Origin of the sequence: Streptomyces sp. CB01201, from assembly GCF_002803085.1 — a bacterium.
Taxonomy (GTDB): domain Bacteria; phylum Actinomycetota; class Actinomycetes; order Streptomycetales; family Streptomycetaceae; genus Streptomyces; species Streptomyces hundungensis.
Genome location: NZ_NNBJ01000012.1, coordinates 1 through 21,994 on the forward strand (window position 1 = coordinate 1; position 21,994 = coordinate 21,994).

Consider the following 21,994-nt stretch of genomic DNA (forward strand, 5'->3'; position numbering starts at 1 on the left):
CTGCAGGGGGGACCCTGTGGGAGAGTAGGACGCCGCCGAACAATTTTTGGGGAAAGCCCCGCATCATGATCTGTAGAAATACGGATCTGGTGCGGGGCTTTTCTGCGTTCACCGCGTCGGTCACGTGCCTTACGGGGCAGTCGGAAATCGAGATATGCCAACGCCAGGGTCAGCAGCGGAACGATGGTCCACATCAGCGAGACCTGAAGCCGGCCGTGGGTCAGGGACGCAATCAGGGCCACCGCAGCGGCGCTGCCGACGAAGCCGAAGAACTGCCGGTAGGAACTGAAGCCGCCGTACGGTGTCCGCCGCATGGTCTCGGAATCGTCGTCCTCGGCCAACACGGCGCGCAAGGGGTGGATTTGGCCGTCACGGCGAGCCTGCCGCCAGGCGAAGAACCAGCGGCCGAGGGCATAGACGACGACCACACCCAAGTAGAGGAACCACTCAAGCGGGTCGTCGGATGCTGAGCGGGCCAGTCTCATCAGCCTCGGGTGCCCCGGCCCTGAGGGAGCAGGCGGGTCCGTATCGGGGCCGCCGGCGTCCGTGGGGGTCAAGCGGCCTTGGAAGGCCTGCCAGACCTCTTTGCGCGGGCCTCCTGAGGAACTCTCTGGAGACCCCTGAGGCCCTGCCCTCGTGTGCGGCTCACGGGCGAACGGCACGGGCACCACGTCCGCGAAGAGCCACACGGAAACCGCTGTCGGCACTGCATGGAGCTGTCGGCACCGCACGGAGACACCGCACGGAGACACCGCACACGAAGACAACGAAAAGCGGGACCCAGTAGTACTGGATCCCGCTCTTCAAGCTTGGCACTCGCGCTCGTCAACCATCTGATCTGGACGGTTGAAGCGAAGTGCCCCCGGCAGGATTCGAACCTGCGCACACGGCTCCGGAGGCCGTTGCTCTATCCCCTGAGCTACGGGGGCGTTCACCGTGTTTGGCGGCGACGGGTAGAACCCTACCAGCTCTCTCGGGGTGGCTGTGAACAGGTATTTCGGTCCCCTCGGCGGGCCGTGTCGCCCGGGCGGGGTGGAAGTGGGGAAAACCCGGACGCGGTGCCCTCCCCGCACCTAACCTCAAGGTGTGTCAGGCGTGTCCGGCCGGGTCCTTGTGGTGGACGACAACAAGGTCATCCGGCAGTTGATCAGGGTCAACCTTGAGCTGGAGGGCTTCGAGGTCGTGACCGCGGCCGATGGTGCCGAATGCCTGGAGGTCGTGCACCGGGTCAGCCCGGACATGGTCACCCTCGATGTGATGATGCCCCGGCTCGACGGGCTGCGTACGGCCGCTCGGCTACGCTCCGATCCGCGGACCAGCGGGCTGCCCGTCGCGATCATCAGCGCCTGCACCCAGTACGAGGTGGAGACCGGTCTCGCGGCCGGGGTCGACGCCTTCCTCGCGAAGCCGTTCGAGCCCGCCGAGCTCATCAGGGTCGTACGGCAACTGCTGCTGCACCGGGAGGCTCCGCCGTCTGCCGACGGCAGCAGGGAGCCCGGGCGGGCCGGCAGCAGCCGGGGCTGAGCCCCGGTCGAGGTGACCCGAGCCCGCCGTTCTGCCCGTATGGCGAAACCGGTTCGCGGAGGGACCCCCCCTCTCCCATACGCTTGTCCCGTGACCCCCGCAGAGCTCTCCCGTACCGTCGTGCGCGCCGTGCGCAGCGCGGTCGACGAGGGTGCCCTGGGTTCGATCGGCGGCATGGTTCCCGAGACCGTCAAGGTCGAGCGGCCGAGGCCCGGCGGCGGGGGTGACTACGCCAGCGGGATCGCCCTCAAGCTGGCCGCGGCGACCGGCCGGCCGCCCCGCGAGGTCGCCGAGGTGCTGCGCGCACGGATCGCCGGCCGGCCCGGTATCGCCCTCGTCGAGATCAGCGGGCCCGGCTTCCTCAACATCACCCTGGAGCGAGACGTCCAGTGCGGGGTGGTGCGGCAGGTGCTCGCGTCGCCCGCCGCGTACGGATACGGGGACGCGCTGCGCGGGGAGGCGTACGACTTCGCCGCCGTGGCCGAGGAGCGGGCGCGGATCGTCGTCGAGGTCGTCGTGCGGCTGCTGCGGAGCCAGGGGGCCGACGCACGGATCGTCCCGGAAGCGGAAACGGAAGCGGAAGCGGAAGGGGTGGGGGAAGGGGCGCCGGGGGAGGTGCTCGCGGTCGTCCCGTGTCCCACGCCGGGGCTCGTCGGGCTCGTCGGGGGCGATGCCGCCCGCTGGGCCCTGCTCCGGGCCGCCCGGCACGACCGGCCGCGCATCGATGTCGAGGCACTGCTGGCCCAGCGCGAGAGCAACCCCCTCTTCCGTGTGCGGTACGCGTACTCCCGCAGCCGTGCCCTCACCCGCAACGCGCTTCAGCTGGGATTCACGGCCGAGCCCGGGGCCGTCCCCGAGGGGGAGCGGCTGCTCGGGCTGCTCCACGACCACCCCGGCGTGCTCGAAGGCGCCGCCCGGCACCGGGCACCCGACCGGCTCGCCCGGCACCTCGAAGCCGTGGCCGACGAACTGCTCCGCTTCCAGCACGCGGTGCTGCCGCTCGGCGACGAGAAACCCTCGGCCGCCCACCGCTCGCGGCTGGCCCTCGCCGAGGCCGCCGGGACGGTGCTGGCCGGTGGCCTGTCCCTGCTCGGCATCGACGCACCCGAACTCCTGTGACATGCGCGGACGGACATCACCGTCGCCCGCCGTGGTGACCGCAGACGTGTAAGAGAAGAGACGTACAGAACATGAGCCGATCCGCCCACCCCGCCGGCCCCCGCCACGGCGATGTGCTGCCCGAGGGGCACTACTCCGCGCCGCCCGCCGACCTCAACTCCCTCGACCCGAAGGTCTGGTCGAGCACGGTGCGGCGCAACGGGGACGGCGAGGTCACCGTCGCCGGGCTCGAAGTGTCGCGCCTGGCCGAGGAGTTCGGGACCCCCGCCTACTTCCTCGACGAGGCCGACTTCCGTGAGCGCTGCCGGGCCTGGGCCGACGCCTTCGGACGCGACGCCGACGTGTTCTACGCCGGAAAGGCCTTCCTGTCGCGGGCCGTTGTGCGCTGGCTGCACGAGGAGGGGCTGAACCTCGACGTCTGCTCCGGCACCGAGCTGGTCACCGCCCTGGACGCGGGGATGCCGGCCGAGCGCATCGCCTTCCACGGCAACAACAAGAGCGAGGCCGAGATCCGGCGGGCCGTCGAGGCCGGGGTCGGGCGGATCGTGCTCGACTCCTTCCAGGAGATCGTGCGCGTCGCGCACATCGCCCAGGAGCTGGGCACCGTGCAGAAGGCCTTCATCCGCGTCACGGTCGGCGTCGAGGCCCACACCCACGAGTTCATCGCCACCGCGCACGAGGACCAGAAGTTCGGCATCGGTCTCGCCGACGGCCAGGCCGCCGAGGCCGTGCGCCGCGCACTCAAGCTCGACGGGCTCGAACTGGTCGGCATCCACTCGCACATCGGGTCGCAGATCTTCGACATGGCCGGCTTCGAGGTGTCCGCGCGCCGCGTCGTCCAGCTGCTCGCCGAGGTGCGCGACGAGCACGGCGTCGAGCTGCCCGAGATCGACCTCGGCGGCGGCCTCGGCATCGCCTACACCTCGGACGACGACCCCCGTGAGCCGCACGAGATCGCCAAGGCGCTCAGTGAGATCGTCACGCGCGAGTGCGCCGCCGCGGGCCTGCGCGTGCCCCGCATCTCGGTCGAGCCGGGCCGCGCGATCGTCGGTCCTACGGCGTTCACGCTGTACGAGGTCGGCACCATCAAGCCGCTCGAAGGGCTGCGCACGTATGTGAGCGTGGACGGCGGCATGTCGGACAACATCCGTACCGCGCTGTACGACGCCGAGTACTCGGTCGCGCTCGTCTCGCGCACCTCCGACGCCGAGCCGATGCTGGTCAGGGTGGTCGGCAAGCACTGCGAGAGCGGTGACATCGTGGTGCGTGACGCGTTCCTGCCCGCCGATCTCGCGCCGGGCGATCTGATCGCGGTGCCGGCCACCGGGGCGTACTGCCGCTCCATGGCCAGCAATTACAACCACGCGCTGCGCCCGCCGGTCGTCGCCGTGAACGAGGGTTCCGCGCGGGTGATCGTCCGGCGGGAGACGGAGGAAGATCTCCTGCGTCTCGACGTCGGGTGAATGAAATACTTGTCTCAGGATCCGGACCGGGGGCAGAAACCCCGGTCCGGTGAGTGAGACTGGTTCGCATTGCAGGTTTGAAGAGGAAACGAGGTCGGATGATGCGTACGCGTCCGCTGAAGGTGGCGCTGCTGGGCTGCGGAGTGGTCGGCTCAGAGGTGGCGCGCATCATGACGACGCACGCCGACGACCTCACGGCGCGCATCGGCGCACCCGTGGAGCTCGCCGGAGTCGCCGTCCGCCGGCCCTCCAAGGTGCGTGAGGGCATCGACCCCGCCCTGGTCACCACCGATGCCACCGCGCTGGTCAAACGCGGCGACATCGACGTCGTGGTCGAGGTCATCGGCGGGATCGAGCCGGCCCGCGCCCTCATCACCACCGCCTTCGAGCACGGCGCCTCGGTCGTCTCCGCGAACAAGGCGCTGCTCGCCCAGGACGGCGCCGCACTCCACGCGGCCGCCGTCGAGCACGGCCGGGACCTGTACTACGAGGCCGCCGTGGCCGGCGCGATCCCGCTGATCCGCCCGCTGCGCGAGTCCCTCGCCGGCGACAAGGTCAACCGGGTCCTCGGCATCGTGAACGGCACGACCAACTTCATCCTCGACAAGATGGACTCGACGGGCGCCGGCTACCAGGAGGCCCTCGACGAGGCCACCGCGCTCGGCTACGCCGAGGCCGACCCGACCGCCGACGTGGAGGGCTTCGACGCCGCCGCGAAGGCCGCGATCCTCGCCGGCATCGCCTTCCACACCCGGGTCCGCCTCGACGACGTGTACCGCGAGGGCATGACCGAGGTGACCTCCGCCGACTTCGCCTCGGCGCGCCAGATGGGCTGCACCATCAAGCTGCTCGCGATCTGCGAGCGCGCCGCCGACGGCGACTCCGTGACCGCCCGGGTCCATCCGGCGATGATCCCGCTCGACCATCCGCTGGCCTCCGTGCGGGGCGCGTACAACGCGGTGTTCGTCGAGGCCGAGGCCGCCGGACAGCTGATGTTCTACGGGCCCGGCGCGGGCGGCGCCCCGACCGCGTCCGCCGTGCTCGGCGACCTGGTCGCGGTCTGCCGCAACAAGCTCGCCGGATCCACCGGGCCCGGGGAGTCGGCGTACACGCAGCTGCCCGTGAGCCCGATGGGCGATGTCGTGACCCGCTACCACATCAGCCTCGACGTGGCCGACAAGCCGGGCGTGCTCGCCCAGGTGGCGACGGTCTTCGCCGAGCACGGGGTGTCCATCGACACCGTGCGGCAGTCCGGCAAGGACGGTGAGGCCTCCCTCGTCGTCGTCACCCACCGCGCGGCCGACGCGGCCCTCACCGGGACCGTGGACGCCCTGCGCAAGCTCGACACCGTGCGTGGTGTCGCCAGCATCATGCGTGTTGAAGGGGAGTAACCAGCAATGACCCACCAGTGGCGCGGAATCATCGAGGAGTACCGGGACCGGCTCCCCGTCTCCGCTACGACCCCGGTCGTCACCCTCCGCGAGGGCGGCACGCCCCTCGTGCCCGCGCAGGTGCTCTCCGAGCGCACGGGCTGCGAGGTCCACCTCAAGGTCGAGGGCGCCAACCCGACCGGGTCCTTCAAGGACCGCGGCATGACGATGGCGATCACCCGGGCGAAGGAGGAGGGCGCCAAGGCGGTCATCTGCGCCTCCACCGGCAACACCTCGGCCTCCGCCGCCGCCTACGCGGTGCGGGCCGGCATGGTGTGCGCGGTCCTCGTGCCGCAGGGCAAGATCGCGCTGGGCAAGATGGGCCAGGCACTCATCCACGGCGCCAAGATCCTCCAGGTCGACGGCAACTTCGACGACTGCCTCACGCTGGCGCGCTCGCTGTCCGACAACTACCCGGTGGCGCTGGTCAATTCGGTCAACCCGGTGCGGATCGAGGGCCAGAAGACCGCCGCGTTCGAGATCGTGGACGCGCTCGGCGACGCCCCCGACATCCACGTCCTGCCCGTGGGCAACGCCGGCAACATCACGGCGTACTGGAAGGGCTACAAGGAGTACGCCGGAGACGGCATCTCGACGCACACCCCGCGCATGTGGGGCTTCCAGGCGTCCGGCTCGGCGCCGATCGTGCGCGGCGAGGTCGTCAAGGACCCCTCGACGATCGCCACCGCGATCCGCATCGGCAACCCGGCGTCCTGGCAGTTCGCGCTGGCGGCGCGGGACGAGTCCGGCGGGTTCATCGACGAGGTGACGGACCGTGAGATCCTGCGCGCGTACCGCCTGTTGGCCTCGCAGGAGGGCGTCTTCGTCGAGCCGGCCTCCGCCGCTTCGGTCGCCGGTCTGCTCAAGGCCGCCGAGCGCGGCCTGGTCGACCCGGGCCAGAAGATCGTGTGCACGGTGACCGGTAACGGCCTCAAGGACCCCGACTGGGCCGTCGCCGGAGCCCCGCAGCCCGTCACCGTTCCGGTCGACGCGGCGGCCGCGGCCGAGCGCCTCGGTCTCGCGTAGTTCGCCGGCGCGCCGCCCCACGTACGCGTCCCGCACCACCGGGACGCGTACGTAAAGCCGGACAAGTCCCTACGTAGGGGCACAGGGGGCTCGCGACACGCATCGTGCGCCTCCTGTGCGCCCTATGTCGCCACAGAACCTTCCTTCGATAGGCTGTACCCAACCCGCCCCGCCGCATATGCCGTGGTGCAGTCGCCCACGTGGCCCTCGGGTGTTCCGTACGTCTTCGAAAACCTCGCAGCAGACACCAGCAGCAGCCTCACAAGGAGTCATCAGAGCGATGGCCGGTCCCGCATTCCGCGCCGCCGCCGTACGGGTGCGCGTCCCCGCCACCAGCGCCAACCTCGGTCCGGGCTTCGACTCCCTGGGCCTGTCGCTGGGGCTGTACGACGACGTGGTCGTCCGCGTCGCCGACTCCGGCCTCGGCATCGACATCGCGGGCGAGGGCGCCGAGACGCTGCCCCGCGACGAGAGCCACCTCCTCGTACGGTCCCTGCGCACCGCCTTCGACCTGCTCGGCGGGCAGCCGCGCGGCCTTGAGGTCGTCTGCGCCAACCGCATCCCGCACGGCCGCGGCCTCGGTTCCTCCTCCGCCGCCATCTGCGCCGGCATCGTCGCCGCGCGCGCCGTGACGATAGGCGGCGACGCCCGGCTCGACGACGCGGCGCTGCTTGAGCTCGCGACCGAGATCGAGGGACACCCCGACAACGTGGCCGCCTGTCTGCTCGGCGGGTTCACGCTGTCCTGGATGGACGGCGGAGCGGCCCGCGCGATCAGGATGGACCCGGCGGATTCCATCGTTCCGGTGGTCTTCGTGCCCGGTAAGGCGGTCCTGACGGAGACGGCCCGCGGGCTGCTCCCGCGCACGGTCCCGCACGTCGACGCCGCGGCCAACGCCGGCCGGGCGGCCCTGCTCGTGGAGGCCCTGACCAGGCGTCCCGAACTGCTGCTCGCCGCCACCGAGGACCGGCTCCACCAGGAGTACCGCGCACCGGCGATGCCGGACAGCGTGGCACTGGTCAACCGGCTGCGCGCGGACGGTGTGCCCGCGGTCATCTCCGGCGCGGGGCCCACGGTCCTCGCACTGGTCGAGGACGGCGCGGCCGACAAGGTCGCCGCCCTTGCGGGGGAGGGATGGGCCGCCAACCGGCTCAATCTCGACGCCGCGGGTGCGAGCGTCCTGCCGCTCGGGGCGTAGGTACGGGCGCGGGAAGCACGGCTTGCCGGTGAACGAGAGGGGGAATGTTTGTTGGATCCGGTAGTGTTAACCTCAAGTCTGCATCGGTCGTCTTCGTGGCGCGGTGCTTCGTGTCCCCTTCAGGGACCGCCATTCTTCCGAGAGCCTCCCCAACTGCCTGTGCAGCCTGCCTGAGCAGTTGCGAGCACGCTCCGGAACCGGCACGACACCCCACGCTTTTTCCCGGCAGGGGCCGAGTAGGGGGATCTCGGGCCGGAACCCACGCACTTTTGTCTCTCCGCCGTACGCGGCGGGCCACCGCCCCGGCACGATCAGTGGTCGAGAAGATCACAGGCCGCAGCCGGACAGCACAACCGGTCGCCGAGCCAGACAGGCCGACGTCCGCTCCAGGGAAGGACCCTTCGTGAGCGACACCACCGATCTGATGGGCGTGACTGCCGACAGCTCTGTCGACACCTCCGCGCCCGCCGCAGGTGCTGCCTCTGGCACCACCTCACGGCGCCGCCGCTCCGGCACCGGCCTCGACGGCATGGTCCTGGCCGAGCTGCAGCAGGTCGCGTCCGGCCTCGGCATCAGGGGCACCGCGCGCATGCGCAAGAGCCAGCTGATCGAGGTCATCAAGGAGGCGCAGGCCGGAGGCGGTTCCTCGGCCCCGGCCAAGAGCGCCGCCGCGTCCGCCGACGCCGAGACCAAGCCGAAGCGCCGCGCCACCTCCAAGGCCCGCACCGGCGACGAGGCCGCCGCGCCCGCCGAGAAGCAGTCCGCGCAGCAGCAGATCGACATCCCCGGCCAGCCGTCCCCCAAGGTCTCCGACCAGGACGACCAGCCCGCGGGCGAGCGCCGCCGCCGCCGCGCCACCGCGCCCTCCGGCAGCCCCGAGTCCGCCTCGGCCGCCGCCGAGACCGTCACCAAGACGGAGGCCAGGGCCGAGGTCAAGACCGAGGCCCAGCCCGAGTCGAAGGCCGCCGAGGCCGTCGACACCGCCGAGGGCCGCCGGGAGCGCCGCGACCGCGGTGACCGCCGGGACCGCCAGCGCGGTGACCGCGGCGAGCGCGGAGAGCGTGGCGACCGCGGTGACCGTGGCGACCGCCGGGGCAAGGGCGAGGACCAGCAGGGCGGCCAGCGCAAGGAGCGCCAAGGCGGCCAGGGTGGCCAGCAGCAGGGTCAGGGCCAGGGCCAGCAGCAGAACAACAACGGCCCGCAGGACGACTTCGACGACGACGGCAGCCGCCGTGGCCGGCGCGGACGCTACCGCGACCGCCGTGGCCGCCGCGGTGGCCGTGACGAGTTCGGCGCCGAGCCGCAGGTCGCCGACGACGACGTCCTGATCCCCGTCGCGGGCATCCTCGACATCCTCGACAACTACGCGTTCATCCGGACCTCCGGCTACCTGCCCGGCCCGAACGACGTGTACGTCTCGCTCGCCCAGGTCCGCAAGAACGGGCTGCGCAAGGGTGACCACGTCACCGGCGCCGTCCGCCAGCCCAAGGACGGCGAGCGCCGCGAGAAGTTCAACGCGCTGGTGCGCCTGGACTCCTCCAACGGCATGGCCGCCGACTCCGGCCGGGGCCGTCCGGAGTTCAACAAGCTGACTCCGCTCTACCCCCAGGACCGGCTCCGTCTGGAGACCGACCCGGGCGTGCTGACCACGCGGATCATCGACCTCGTGTCGCCGATCGGCAAGGGCCAGCGAGGCCTGATCGTGGCCCCGCCGAAGACCGGCAAGACCATGATCATGCAGGCGATCGCCAACGCGATCACCCACAACAACCCCGAGTGCCACCTGATGGTCGTCCTGGTCGACGAGCGTCCGGAAGAGGTCACCGACATGCAGCGGTCGGTGAAGGGCGAGGTCATCTCCTCGACCTTCGACCGTCCCGCCGAGGACCACACCACCGTCGCCGAGCTGGCCATCGAGCGCGCCAAGCGTCTCGTCGAGCTCGGTCACGACGTGGTCGTGCTGCTCGACTCGATCACCCGCCTGGGCCGTGCGTACAACCTGGCGGCCCCGGCCTCCGGACGCATCCTCTCCGGTGGTGTCGACTCGACCGCGCTCTACCCGCCGAAGCGCTTCTTCGGTGCGGCGCGCAACATCGAGGACGGCGGCTCGCTGACCATCCTCGCCACCGCGCTCGTGGAGACCGGCTCGCGCATGGACGAGGTGATCTTCGAGGAGTTCAAGGGCACCGGCAACATGGAGCTCAAGCTCGACCGCAAGCTCGCCGACAAGCGCATCTTCCCGGCGGTGGACGTGGACGCGTCCGGCACCCGCAAGGAAGAGATCCTGCTCGGCAGCGACGAGCTCGCGGTCGTCTGGAAGCTGCGCCGGGTGCTGCACGCGCTCGACCAGCAGCAGGCCATCGAGCTGCTCCTGGACAAGATGAAGCAGACGAAGTCGAACGCCGAGTTCCTGCTCCAGATCCAGAAGACGACGCCGGGGCCGGGCAACGGCAACGGCAACGACTAGTAACTCCGGTTCCAGCAGGGCCAGTTGAGAGCGCCCCCGGCACTTCGGTGCCGGGGGCGCTCTCGTGTGCGGCGGGATCGCACCGGGGCCCGGCGTGTGCCTCGCGGGGTCTCGCGCCGACCGGTCGTCCCCCGCGGTGCCGGCTGAGGCATTCGACACACGCCCGGCGGCCGCGACCGCCCCGGACGCGGCCGCGAGCCCTCGCGAAACCGCAGGTGAGGGCGGTGGGACGGGTTCCGGGTTGCGCGTCGGCCGGAATGCGCTCTTATGGCCTTCTTAGAACCCTGTGCAACCCTGCTTGGTGCTTCGACGTCCGACACGTGTCGACAATCCGTGCCTGAAGGACTGGGCAGGGGGTAATCGGAGGAGCACCGAGAACTGAGGAGACCATGACCGAGCAGGGCACACGCAGCAGCCGAATACGCGGGGCCGGCAAGCGCCGCAAGCGCCCCAGCACGCGCCGTCGCGCCGTGCGGATAGCCGCCTGGAGTGCGGCCGGCGTGGTGCTCGTCGGCGGGGGCGGACTCGGTTACGTGTACTTCAAGCTCAACGGCAACCTCAAGGGCGTCGACATCAACGCCCAGCTCGGCACCGGACGCCCGCAGAACGTCGACAACGGCTCGGAGGACATCCTGGTCCTCGGCTCCGACTCACGGGCCGGTGCCAACAAGGAGTACGGCGACGACGGGGGCGGCGCCCGGTCCGACACCGCGATGGTCATCCACGTGTACCAGGGCCACAAGACGGCCAGCGTGGTCTCCATCCCGCGCGACGCCCTGGTCACGCGCCCCTCCTGCACCACGCAGGACGGCAAGACCGACCCCGGCGCCAAGCGGCAGATGTTCAACACGGCGTACGAGGTCGGCGGCCCGGCCTGTGCCGTCAAGACCGTCGAGCAGATGTCCGGCATCCGCATGGACCACTACGTCGAGGTCGACTTCACCGGCTTCAAGAAGCTCATCGACCAGCTCGGCGGGGTGCCCGTCACCACCAAAAAGCCGATCAAGGACGACAAGAGCCACCTCGACCTGCCGGCCGGCACGCACACCCTCAACGGCGAGCAGGCGCTCGGCCTCGTCCGCACCCGGCACGGTGTGGTGGGCGACGGCAGCGACCTCGGCCGCATCCAGCTCCAGCAGGCCTTCATCAAGGCCCTGATCGGCCAGATCAAGAGCGTCGGCGTGTTCAGCAACCCGGCCAAGCTCTACGGTCTCGCCGACGCGGCCACCAAGGCGATCACCACCGACTCGGACATCAGCTCCGTCAACTCGCTGATCGGCTTCGCCAACGGCCTCAAGGGCCTGGACGCCTCGAACGTCAAGATGATCACGCTGCCGGTGCAGTACGACAAGCTCGACCCCAACCGGGTCAGCCCGCTCCCCGAGCAGTCCCGGCAGGTCTGGGACGCCCTCGCCAAGGACCAGCCGATCCCGGCGTCCGCGACCGCCGACTCGGCCGGCGACAAGGGCACCGCGAGCGGTTACGTGGGCGGGCAGTAGCGGCCCGTGCCACCGTCCGGCGGGCCCGGGAATAGATGGGCCCGCACCCCGGTTTTGGGAGATGCGGCCAGTCCTGGCAGACTGGTACGTCGGCCCCGGTTCACGTATGCGCAATCCGCGCCTGCGACCCGGCGCCCTCCCGAACCTAGGAGACACCTTGAAGCGCGACATTCACCCCGAGTACGTCGAGACCCAGGTCAGCTGCACCTGTGGCGCGGCTTTCACCACCCGTAGCACGATCGGCGGCGGCTCCATCCGCGCCGAAATCTGCTCCGAGTGCCACCCGTTCTACACGGGCAAGCAGAAGATCATGGACACCGGCGGCCGCGTGGCCCGCTTCGAGGCCCGCTTCGGCAAGGCCGCTGCCGGCTCCGCCCAGAAGTAGCGAGCCAACTGCGCCGGTCCGCGGCGCCTCCGTTCCGGGGGCGCCGCGACCGGCGCTTTGCCGTCAAGACCTACTTCTCCGTTTGAACCCCAGGAGCAACCGATGTTCGAAGCGGTCGAGGACCTGATCGGCGAGCACGCCGACCTTGAGACGAAGCTCGCCGACCCTTCGGTCCACGCCGATCAGGCCAACGCGCGCAAGCTGAACAAGCGCTACGCCGAGCTGACGCCGATCGTCGGGACCTACCGTGCCTGGAAGCAGACGGGCGAGGACATCGAGACGGCCCGCGAGCTCGCGGCCGACGACCCGGACTTCGCCGCCGAGGTCAAGGACCTGACCGCACAGCGCGAGCAGCTCACCGAGAAGCTCCGCCTGCTCCTGGTCCCGCGCGACCCCAGCGACGACAAGGACGTACTCCTGGAGATCAAGGCGGGTGCGGGCGGTGACGAGTCGGCCCTGTTCGCCGGCGACCTCCTGCGCATGTACCTGCGCTACGCCGAGCGGGTCGGCTGGAAGACCGAGATCATCGACTCCACCGAGTCCGACCAGGGCGGCTACAAGGACGTCCAGGTCGCCGTGAAGACCAAGGGCGGCCAGGGCGCGACCGAGCCCGGCCAGGGCGTCTGGGCGCGGATGAAGTACGAGGGCGGCGTACACCGCGTGCAGCGCGTGCCCGCGACCGAGTCGCAGGGCCGCATCCACACCTCCGCCGCCGGCGTGCTCGTCACGCCCGAGGCCGAGGAGGTCGACGTCGAGATCAACATGAACGACCTCCGCATCGACGTGTACCGCTCCTCGGGCCCCGGCGGCCAGTCCGTCAACACGACCGACTCCGCCGTGCGCATCACGCACGTGCCCACCGGCGTCGTCGCCTCCTGCCAGAACGAGAAGAGCCAGCTCCAGAACAAGGAGCAGGCCATGCGCATCCTGCGCTCCCGGCTGCTCGCCGCCGCTCAGGAGGCCGCCGAGCAGGAGGCCGCCGACGCGCGCCGCAGCCAGGTGCGCACGGTCGACCGCTCCGAGAAGATCCGGACGTACAACTTCCCGGAAAACCGCATCTCGGACCACCGGGTCGGCTTCAAGGCGTACAACTTGGACCAGGTGCTCGACGGCGACCTGGACGCGATGATCCAGGCCTGCGTCGACGCGGACTCCGCCGCCAAGCTCGCGGCCGCCCAGTAATCACACCCCCGTACGACTGCCGGAGGACCAGCGTGCAGCAAAACTCTGGGGGGCGACCCCCAGGCCCCCGAAGCGTGCTGCTTGCCGAGGTGGCCCAGGCCACCCAGCGGCTGGCCGACGCCGGCGTGCCCTCCCCGCGCTTCGACGCGGAGGAGCTCGCCGCGCACATCCACGGCGTCAAGCGGGGAGAGCTGCACAACGTCAAGGACGTCGACTTCGACGCCCGCTACTGGGAGGCGATCGCGCGCCGCGAGGCCCGCGAACCGCTCCAGCACATCACCGGCCGCGCCTTCTTCCGCTACCTCGAACTCCAAGTCGGGCCAGGGGTGTTCGTGCCGCGCCCGGAGACCGAGTCCGTGGTCGGCTGGGCCATAGACGCCGTCCGCGCGATGGACGTCGTCGAGCCGCTCATCGTCGACCTGTGCACCGGTTCGGGCGCCATCGCGCTCGCCATGGCGCAGGAGGTGCCGCGCTCGCGCGTGCACGCCGTGGAGCTGTCCGAGGACGCCTTGGAGTGGACGCGGAAGAACGTCGAGGGGTCCCGCGTCGTTCTCCACCAGGGCGACGCGCTGACCGCGCTGCCCGAGCTCGACGGCCAGGTCGACCTGGTCATCTCGAACCCGCCGTACATCCCGCTCACCGAGTGGGAGTACGTCGCCCCCGAGGCGCGCGACCACGACCCCGAGCTCGCGCTGTTCTCCGGTGAGGACGGTCTCGACACCATCCGGGGCATCGAACGGACCGCGCACCGCCTGCTGCGGCCCGGCGGGCTCGTCGTCATCGAGCACGCCGACACCCAGGGTGGCCAAGTGCCGTGGATCTTCAACGAGGAGGCCGGCTGGGTGGACGCCGCCGACCACCCCGACCTGAACAAGCGCCCCCGCTTCGCCACGGCCCGCAAGGCCACCCCGTGATCCGCTCCCACCCCCAGACCGTGTATGTGTACGAGGAGGCCCGCTAATGGCTCGGCGATACGACTGCAACGACGCGACCGACCGCACCACCGGTCTGCGCGAAGCCGCGTCCGCCGTCCGCCGCGGTGAGCTCGTGGTGCTGCCGACGGACACCGTGTACGGGATCGGCGCCGACGCGTTCAGCACGCAGGCCTGCAGGGACCTGCTCGACGCCAAGGGCCGCGGCCGCAACATGCCGACCCCCGTGCTCATCGGCTCGCCGAACACCCTGCACGGCCTGGTCACCGACTTCACCGAGCAGGCCTGGGAGCTGGTCGACGCGTTCTGGCCCGGCGCCCTGACCCTGGTCGCCCGCCACCAGCCGTCGCTCCAGTGGGACCTCGGCGACACCCGCGGCACCGTCGCGATCCGGATGCCGCTGCACCCGGTCGCCATCGAGCTGCTCACCGAGGTCGGCCCGATGGCCGTGTCCTCCGCCAACCTCACGGGCCACCCGGCGCCCGAGGACTGCGACGCGGCCCAGGGCATGCTCGGGGACTCCGTCTCCGTGTACCTGGACGGCGGCCCGACCCCGGGCATCGTCCCGTCCTCGATCGTCGACGTCACGGGCAAGGTGCCGGTGCTGCTGCGCGCCGGTGCGCTCGACGCGGACGAGCTGCGCAAGGTGGTACCCGACCTTGAGGTGGCCAATTGACCGCCCCTGAGGGGCGTGGCATAGGCACGGTTCACCCCGCGGTGGACTCGTTCCGCATCCTCCACGTCAGCACCGGCAACGTCTGCCGCTCGCCCATCACCGAGCGGCTGACCCGCCATGCCCTGAGCGACCGGCTCGGGGACCCGTTCACGGGCGGCCTCATCGTGGAGAGCGCCGGCACCTGGGGGCACGAGGGCGCTCCGATGGAGGCCAACGCCGCCGCCGTCCTCGCCGACTTCGGCGCGGACGCGACCGGCTTCACCGGGCGCGAGCTCCTCGACGAGCACGTCATCACCGCGGACCTGGTCCTCACGGCCACCCGCGACCACCGGGCCCAGGTCATCTCGATGGGCCACTCCGCGGGCCTGCGCACCTTCACCCTGAAGGAGTTCACCCGTCTCGTCCGGGCCATAGACCCGGCCACGCTGCCCGACCCCCTCCAGGAGGGCATGGTCGAGCGGGCCAGGGCACTGGTGCGGGCCGCGGCCGCGCTGCGCGGCTGGCTGCTCGCGCCGAACGCCGAGGCCGACGAGGTCAACGACCCCTACGGCGCCCCGATCACGTTCTTCCGCTCCATCGGGGACGAGATCAACCAGGCCCTGGACCCGGTCGTCACCGCCCTCACCGGCGTCCCGACCCACCACTGACACCACCCGGAGTACCGCCTCCCCACACGCCGGGCGCCCCCGGCGGTTGCGGCCTACGCTGAGTTCATGCCGGTCATCTCCGTAGACAGCCGCACCGATGAACGCGCGGGGTTCGAGGCCGTACGGCGCCAGGACCCCGAAATGGCCGATGTGCTGCTCGGCGAGGCCGAGCGGCAGGCCACCTCGCTCCAGCTGATCGCCGCCGAGAACTTCACCTCGCCGGCCGTCCGCGCGGCCCTGGGCTCGGAGCTCGGCAACAAATACGCCGAGGGATACCCCGGCGCCCGCCACCACGGCGGCTGCGAAGTCGTGGACGTCGCCGAACGCATCGCCGTCGACCGCGCCAAGGCCCTGTTCGGAGCCGCTCACGCCAACGTACAGACGCATTCGGGGACTTCGGCGGTACTGGCGGCCTATGCGGCGCTCCTGAAGCCGGGAGACACCGTTCTGGCGATGGGCCTGCCGTACGGCGGACACCTCACGCACGGCTCGCCCGCCAACTTCTCGGGGCGCTGGTTCGACTTCGTCGGGTACGGCGTCGAGCCGGACACCGGGCTCATCGACTACGGCGAGGTGTGGGACCTGGCGGTCGAGCACCGGCCCAAGGCCATCGTGTGCGGCTCGATTGCCTACCCCCGGCACCCCGACTACCAGGCCTTCCGCGAGATCGCCGACGACGTGGGCGCCCACCTCATCGCGGATGCCGCGCACCCCATCGGTCTGGTCGCCGGGGGAGCGGCGCCCAGCCCGGTCCCGTACGCCGATGTCGTGTGCGCGACCACCCACAAGGTGCTGCGCGGGCCGCGCGGCGGACTGACCCTGTGCGGCGCCGACCTCGCCGCCCGCATCGACCGCGCGGTCTTCCCCTTCACCCAGGGCGGCGCCCAGATGCACACGATCGCTGCCAAGGCCGTCGCCTTCGGCGAGGCGTCCACGCCCGCGTTCTCCGGGTACGCCCACCAGGTGGTCGCCAACGCACGCATCCTCGCGGAGGGACTGCTCGCCGAGGGGTTCGGGCTGGTGACCGGCGGCACCGACACCCACCTCGTGCTCGCCGACCCGGCGCCCTTCGGCGTCGACGGCCGGACCGCGCGCGGCCGGCTCGCGGGCGCCGGGCTCGTCCTCGACTCCTGCGCCCTGCCGCACGCGGAGGCCCGCGGCATCCGGCTCGGCACGGCCGCCGTCACCAGCCAGGGAATGGGCGAGGCGGAAATGGCCAGAATCGCGGTGCTCTTCGCGATGGCGATGCGGGAGGATCCGGGGACACGGGCGGAAGTGCGGGAACTGGCACGGCGATTCCCGCCTCCTTGAGACCGGCGTCCCGAGACCCTCCCACGCTGATCGAAGCGTCCATAAGAGGGGCCTGTTTTCGGCGTTCGGGGCTTTTCACAGGATTCGCATAGGGGCAGAAATACGGGCTTATCCCCGCTCCTGCGGGGTACCTGCAACCATCTGCCGGATACGAATGTCTTCAACCACATGCGCGCGAAGCTAGGGTGTGGGGCTGAGATGGCCAGCGATACCTCTGGGGCAGCCCGTGCGTGAATACCTGCTGACGCTGTGCGTCACGGCCGCGGTGACCTACCTGCTCACCGGGCCGGTGCGGAAGTTCGCCATCGCCGTCGGTGCGATGCCGGAGATCCGTGCGCGCGATGTGCACCGGGAACCGACGCCGCGGCTCGGTGGCATCGCCATGTTCGGCGGTCTGTGCGCGGGACTGCTGGTCGCCGACCACCTCGACGGCCTCAACGCCGTCTTCCAGTCGAACGAACCCAGAGCCCTGCTCTCCGGCGCCGCGCTGATCTGGCTGATCGGTGTCCTCGACGACAAGTTCGAGATCGACGCCCTGATCAAGCTCGGCGGCCAGATGATCGCCGCGGGCGTCATGGTCATGCAGGGTCTGACCATCCTGTGGCTGCCCATCCCCGGCATCGGCTCGGTCTCGCTGACCTCCTGGCAGGGCACGCTGCTCACGGTCGCGCTCGTCGTGATCACCATCAACGCGGTGAACTTCGTCGACGGCCTCGACGGCCTCGCGGCCGGCATGGTGTGCATCGCCTCGGCGGCCTTCTTCATGTACGCCTACCGGCTCTGGTACGGGTACGGGATCGAGGCGGCGGCCCCCGCGACGCTGTTCGCCGCCATCCTGATGGGCATGTGCCTGGGCTTCCTGCCGCACAACATGCACCCGGCCAGGATCTTCATGGGCGACTCCGGCTCGATGCTGATCGGCCTGGTGCTCGCGGCCGGCGCGATCTCCATCACGGGCCAGGTCGACCCGGACGCGATGAAGCTCAACTTCGGCGGCACCCGCGATGCCACGCACGCGATGCTGCCGGTCTTCATCCCGCTGCTCATGCCGCTGACGATCATCGCGATCCCGATGGCCGACCTGGTGCTCGCGATCGTCCGCAGGACCTGGAACGGCCAGTCGCCGTTCGCCGCGGACCGCGGACACCTGCACCACCGGCTCCTGGAGATCGGACATTCGCACAGCCGGGCGGTCCTGATCATGTACTTCTGGTCGGCGCTCATCGCCTTCGGCGCGGTCTCCTACTCGGTGCACTCCGCGTCGATGTGGATCGTGCTGATGATCGTCGCGCTGAGCGCGGTCGGACTCGTCCTGTTGCTGCTGCCGCGGTTCGCCCCGCGCACCCCGCAGTGGGCCGAGCGCTTCGTGCCGCCGCGCTACCGGCACGCGCAGGGGGAACCGGAGGCGGTGCACTCGATGGCCGCCGAGGAGGACGAGGCGGTGCGCGGCGAACGCACTCCCGTGGTCGCCGGAGTCTCCGGCGTCAACGGGGCGACAGCGATCGGCCCCCGTTCGCGTTTCCCCGACCGACGTAAGACCGGTGCATCGCGCTGACGATTTGCCGCGTCGATGCCCAATACCAGACATCTCGCAGCCGGTTGTGCACAAACGCGCGGCGTCACTCTCAAGTGTGCCGACCGTCACACTTCCATGGTAAAGACCTCATCAAATAGTTTGTGATACGGTTCACGAGACCCGGCGCCAGAGCCGAAGGACCGTAGTGCGACGGTCCGTTGGCCCGAGGGACCAACTCGGCCCGGGCTTACGCTCGTCCATGACGACACCACTTTGCCCCCACCAGCAAGCGGAGCTGCCGCCATGCCGTCCAACGACGCACGCACTCTTCTCCCCACCGTCCTACCCACCGCTGCCGCGGGCGCTGTTGCCGCCGTGATCAGCGGTGTGGTCGCGGGCGGCAAGGGAGCGGTGGGCGCCATCGTCGCGACGCTGGTCGTGATCCTCTTCATGGGCATCGGACTCGTCGTCCTGGAACGCACTGCCAAATCGCTTCCGCATCTGTTCCAGGCGATGGGACTGATGCTGTACACCGCGCAGTTGCTCCTGCTCTTCATCTTTGTCGCGGTCTTCAAGAACACGACGCTGTTCAACCCCAAATGCTTCGCCGCCACCCTCGTCGCGCTGACCCTCGTCTGGATCGGCGCACAGGCGCGTGCGCACATGAAGGCGAAGATTCTTTACGTCGAACCGGATACCGCCGAGGGCAGCAAGCCCGAAAAGACGGGGCCGTCGTCGTGAACGGTAGGGCCGGAATAAATGCGTGTTCAGGACCCTGCTATCGTCCGGTGCCAACTGCGGCACTGCGGGCGCGGGCATCTGAGCTGACGCCTGCTCAATCGCGAGGCTTGATGCCCGACCGCCGCCCCATCATCCGTAACACCAGTCCAGTGCCGAACCGCGGCTGTGCGCCGCGCCGACACAACGAGGTTGCCGTACCTATGCGCCACGCTGAAGGAGCCCGCGGTGAGTGCTGACCCGACGCAGGTGCTCGCCTTCGATCCGAGCTGCCACATCTTCCAGTCGAACGGCTGTGGCTTCGAGGGTCCCGGCCTGCACTCGTTCCTCTTCGAGCCGCTCTGGGGCGACACCAACGGCCTGTACTTCAACAAGCCGATGCTGCTGGCCCTGCTGGGCTCGGTCGTCATCGTCGGCTTCTTCTGGGCGGCCTTCCGCAAGCCCCAGGTGAAGTCTCCCGGCAAGCTCCAGATGATCGGCGAGGCCGGCTACGACTTCGTGCGCCGCGGAATCGTCTACGAGACGATGGGCAAGAAGGAGGGCGAGAAGTGGGTCCCCCTCATGGTCTCGCTGTTCTTCTTCGTCTGGATGATGAACCTCTGGTCGATCATCCCGCTCGCCCAGTTCCCGGTGACGTCGATCATCGCGTACCCCGCGGTGCTCGCCGCGATCGTCTACATCTGCTGGATGAGCGTCACCTTCAAGCGGCACGGCTTCGTCGGCGGCTTCAAGAACCTCACCGGCTACGACAAGTCGCTCGGCGCCGTCCTGCCGCTGGTCATGGTCATCGAGTTCTTCTCGAACGTGCTGGTCCGGCCCTTCACGCACGCGGTGCGACTCTTCGCGAACATGTTCGCCGGTCACACCCTGCTGCTCCTGTTCACGATCGCCAGCTGGTACATGCTCAACGGCATCGGCATCGCGTACTCCGGCGTCTCGTTCGTGATGGTCATCGTGATGACCGGCTTCGAGCTCTTCATCCAGGCCGTTCAGGCATATGTGTTCGTGCTCCTGGCCTGCAGCTACCTCCAGGGTGCTGCCGCCGAGCACCACTGACCGTCCGCTCCCTCCATACCCCCAGTCGTCCGGTGGCCAACCCCCACCGGTCCGTGAAAGAGAAGGAAGAACTGGCATGTCCCAGATCCTCGCTGCCTCCACCGGCGTCACCGGCTCGCTCAGCTCCATCGGTTACGGCCTCGCCGCGATCGGCCCGGGCGTCGGCGTCGGCATCATCTTCGGTAACGGCACGCAGGCTCTCGCCCGTCAGCCCGAAGCGGCCGGCCTCATCCGCGCCAACCAGATCCTGGGTTTCGCCTTCTGTGAGGCGCTCGCCCTGATCGGTCTGGTCATGCCGTTCGTCTACAGCTGACGAACAGTCACGACTAGACCGATCCGACGAAAGGCACTGATGTGAACCTCACCATGGTTCAGCTGGCGGCCGAGGGCAAGGAAAACCCCCTCGTCCCGCCGTGGCCTGAGCTCGTCATCGGCCTCCTCGCCTTCGTCATCGTCTTCGGCTTCCTCGCCAAGAAGCTCCTCCCGAACATCAACAAGGTTCTGGACGAGCGTCGCGAGGCCATCGAAGGCGGTATCGAGAAGGCCGAGGCCGCTCAGACCGAGGCCCAGAGCGTCCTTGAGCAGTACAAGGCGCAGCTCGCCGAGGCCCGCCACGAGGCTGCCCGCCTGCGCCAGGAGGCGACCGAGCAGGGCACCGCGCTCATCCAGGAGATGAGGGCGGAAGGCCAGCGGCAGCGTGAGGAGATCATCGCTGCCGGCCACGCCCAGATCGAGGCCGACCGCAAGGCCGCCGCGCACTCGCTCCGTCAGGACGTGGGCAAGCTGGCGACCGACCTGGCCGGCAAGCTGGTCGGCGAGTCCCTTGAGGACCACGCCCGCCAGAGCCGCACCATCGACCGTTTCCTCGGCGAGCTTGAGGAGAAGGCCGAGGCCGTCCGATGAACGGTGCGAGCCGCGAGGCACTGGCCGCCGCACGTGAGCGTCTCGACGTTCTGATGGACAGCACGTCCGTCGACGCGGCGAAGCTCGGCGACGAGCTGGCCGCCGTCACCACGCTGCTCGACCGCGAGGTCTCGCTGCGTCGGGTCCTGACCGACCCGGCGCAGGCCGGCGAGGCCAAGGCCGAGCTGGCCGGGCGTCTGCTCGGCGGCCAGGTGGGCGGCGAGACCGCCGACCTGGTGAGCGGCATGGTCCGCTCCCGCTGGTCGCAGTCCCGTGACCTGGTGGACTCGCTGGAGGAACTGGCGAGCACCGCCGACCTCACCGCCGCGCAGCAGTCGGGCGCTCTGGACGACGTCGAGGACGAGCTGTTCCGGTTCGGCCGCATCGTCACCTCCAGCCCCGCACTGCGCTCCGCGCTCACCAGCCGCACCGCCACGGTCGCGGCCAAGGGCGAGCTGCTGCGCAGCCTGCTGGGCGGCAGGGCGAACCCGGTCACCGAGCGTCTGGTCGTCCGTCTGGTGACCCGGCCGCGTGGACGTAGCCTGGAATCGGGACTTGAGTCCCTCTCCAAGCTCGCCGCGGGCCGTCGGGACCGGATGGTGGCCGTGGTCACCTCGGCGATCCCGCTGACCGACATCCAGAAGGCGCGTCTCGGCGCGGCTCTGGCGAAGATCTACGGCCGCCAGATGCACCTGAACCTCGACGTGGACCCCGAGGTCCTCGGCGGGATCTCGGTGCGCGTCGGCGACGAGGTCATCGAAGGCACCATCGCGGAGCGCCTCGAAGAGGCGAACCGGCGGCTGGCTCGCTGACCCCGGGGTCGGCACAGCAACTGAATTAGCAACACCTGCGGCCCGGTTGGGCCGTGCAGAAATTGCAGAAGATTCCTGGGGGTCGGCCCCCAGACCCCCTTAGAAACTTC

21 protein-coding genes and 1 tRNA gene are annotated in these 21,994 nt (G+C 70.0%); 20 read left to right on the forward strand and 2 right to left on the reverse strand.

Annotation, left to right across the window (positions count from 1 at the left end; genetic code table 11):
* A partial coding sequence (locus tag CG740_RS24530) for a hypothetical protein (protein WP_159030401.1) occupies positions 1-485 on the reverse strand: 485 nt, incomplete at its 3' end.
* A gap of 372 nt (positions 486-857) precedes the next feature.
* A tRNA-Arg gene (locus tag CG740_RS24535) sits at positions 858-929 on the reverse strand.
* A 166-nt stretch (positions 930-1,095) separates the two neighbouring features.
* Here CG740_RS24535 and CG740_RS24540 point away from each other — a divergent pair.
* The 20 genes from CG740_RS24540 (at position 1,096) to CG740_RS24635 (ending at position 21,884) form a co-directional block, all read left to right on the forward strand.
* Positions 1,096-1,524, forward strand: a complete 429-nt coding sequence (locus tag CG740_RS24540) for a response regulator (RefSeq protein WP_100577426.1) — start codon at positions 1,096-1,098, stop codon at positions 1,522-1,524.
* A 90-nt stretch (positions 1,525-1,614) separates the two neighbouring features.
* Complete coding sequence (gene nrtL / locus CG740_RS24545; RefSeq protein ID WP_100577427.1) at positions 1,615-2,643, forward strand: ArgS-related anticodon-binding protein NrtL; 1,029 nt, start codon at positions 1,615-1,617, stop codon at positions 2,641-2,643.
* A 71-nt stretch (positions 2,644-2,714) separates the two neighbouring features.
* A complete protein-coding gene (lysA, locus tag CG740_RS24550; RefSeq protein ID WP_100577428.1) occupies positions 2,715-4,106 on the forward strand; it encodes a diaminopimelate decarboxylase in 1,392 nt (463 codons plus the stop codon).
* 98 nt (positions 4,107-4,204) lie between these two features.
* On the forward strand, positions 4,205-5,497 hold the full coding sequence (locus CG740_RS24555; RefSeq protein ID WP_199846559.1) for a homoserine dehydrogenase: 1,293 nt from the start codon (positions 4,205-4,207) through the stop codon (positions 5,495-5,497).
* 6 nt (positions 5,498-5,503) lie between these two features.
* A complete protein-coding gene (thrC, locus tag CG740_RS24560; RefSeq protein WP_100577429.1) occupies positions 5,504-6,562 on the forward strand; it encodes a threonine synthase in 1,059 nt (352 codons plus the stop codon).
* 280 nt (positions 6,563-6,842) lie between these two features.
* Positions 6,843-7,760: a homoserine kinase gene (gene thrB, locus CG740_RS24565; RefSeq protein ID WP_100577430.1), complete on the forward strand. Its 918-nt coding sequence runs from the start codon at positions 6,843-6,845 to the stop codon at positions 7,758-7,760.
* Between the two features lie 403 nt (positions 7,761-8,163).
* Positions 8,164-10,227, forward strand: a complete 2,064-nt coding sequence (rho, locus tag CG740_RS24570; RefSeq protein WP_100577431.1) for a transcription termination factor Rho — start codon at positions 8,164-8,166, stop codon at positions 10,225-10,227.
* Positions 10,228-10,616: 389 nt separating this feature from the next.
* Positions 10,617-11,726: an LCP family protein gene (locus tag CG740_RS24575; protein WP_100577432.1), complete on the forward strand. Its 1,110-nt coding sequence runs from the start codon at positions 10,617-10,619 to the stop codon at positions 11,724-11,726.
* A 157-nt stretch (positions 11,727-11,883) separates the two neighbouring features.
* Positions 11,884-12,111, forward strand: coding sequence for a 50S ribosomal protein L31 (gene rpmE / locus CG740_RS24580; protein WP_053726981.1), 228 nt, complete (start codon positions 11,884-11,886; stop codon positions 12,109-12,111).
* A 102-nt stretch (positions 12,112-12,213) separates the two neighbouring features.
* Entirely contained in the window at positions 12,214-13,293 is a 1,080-nt protein-coding gene (gene prfA / locus CG740_RS24585) for a peptide chain release factor 1 (RefSeq protein WP_100577433.1), read from the forward strand.
* A 32-nt stretch (positions 13,294-13,325) separates the two neighbouring features.
* Positions 13,326-14,207 (forward strand): peptide chain release factor N(5)-glutamine methyltransferase, encoded by an 882-nt coding sequence (prmC, locus tag CG740_RS24590; protein WP_100577434.1) that lies wholly within the window; start codon positions 13,326-13,328, stop codon positions 14,205-14,207.
* A gap of 46 nt (positions 14,208-14,253) precedes the next feature.
* Positions 14,254-14,901, forward strand: coding sequence for an L-threonylcarbamoyladenylate synthase (locus CG740_RS24595; protein WP_100577435.1), 648 nt, complete (start codon positions 14,254-14,256; stop codon positions 14,899-14,901).
* A complete protein-coding gene (locus CG740_RS24600; protein ID WP_100577436.1) occupies positions 14,898-15,548 on the forward strand; it encodes an arsenate reductase/protein-tyrosine-phosphatase family protein in 651 nt (216 codons plus the stop codon). The genes CG740_RS24595 and CG740_RS24600 overlap by 4 nt, the downstream gene beginning before the upstream one ends.
* A gap of 66 nt (positions 15,549-15,614) precedes the next feature.
* Complete coding sequence (gene glyA, locus CG740_RS24605; RefSeq protein WP_100577437.1) at positions 15,615-16,859, forward strand: serine hydroxymethyltransferase; 1,245 nt, start codon at positions 15,615-15,617, stop codon at positions 16,857-16,859.
* 226 nt (positions 16,860-17,085) lie between these two features.
* Positions 17,086-18,414 carry an MraY family glycosyltransferase gene (locus tag CG740_RS24610; protein ID WP_234376468.1) on the forward strand — a complete coding sequence of 443 codons (1,329 nt, stop codon included), beginning with the start codon at positions 17,086-17,088 and terminating at the stop codon, positions 18,412-18,414.
* A gap of 264 nt (positions 18,415-18,678) precedes the next feature.
* Complete coding sequence (locus CG740_RS24615; protein ID WP_100577439.1) at positions 18,679-19,116, forward strand: hypothetical protein; 438 nt, start codon at positions 18,679-18,681, stop codon at positions 19,114-19,116.
* A 225-nt stretch (positions 19,117-19,341) separates the two neighbouring features.
* Positions 19,342-20,169, forward strand: coding sequence for a F0F1 ATP synthase subunit A (atpB, locus tag CG740_RS24620; protein ID WP_100577440.1), 828 nt, complete (start codon positions 19,342-19,344; stop codon positions 20,167-20,169).
* 76 nt (positions 20,170-20,245) lie between these two features.
* Positions 20,246-20,482 (forward strand): F0F1 ATP synthase subunit C, encoded by a 237-nt coding sequence (locus tag CG740_RS24625; RefSeq protein WP_100577441.1) that lies wholly within the window; start codon positions 20,246-20,248, stop codon positions 20,480-20,482.
* A gap of 53 nt (positions 20,483-20,535) precedes the next feature.
* Complete coding sequence (locus CG740_RS24630; protein WP_100577624.1) at positions 20,536-21,072, forward strand: F0F1 ATP synthase subunit B; 537 nt, start codon at positions 20,536-20,538, stop codon at positions 21,070-21,072.
* Positions 21,069-21,884: a F0F1 ATP synthase subunit delta gene (locus tag CG740_RS24635; RefSeq protein WP_100577442.1), complete on the forward strand. Its 816-nt coding sequence runs from the start codon at positions 21,069-21,071 to the stop codon at positions 21,882-21,884. Before CG740_RS24630 ends, CG740_RS24635 begins: the two co-directional genes overlap by 4 nt.
* Positions 21,885-21,994 lie beyond the last annotated feature (110 nt).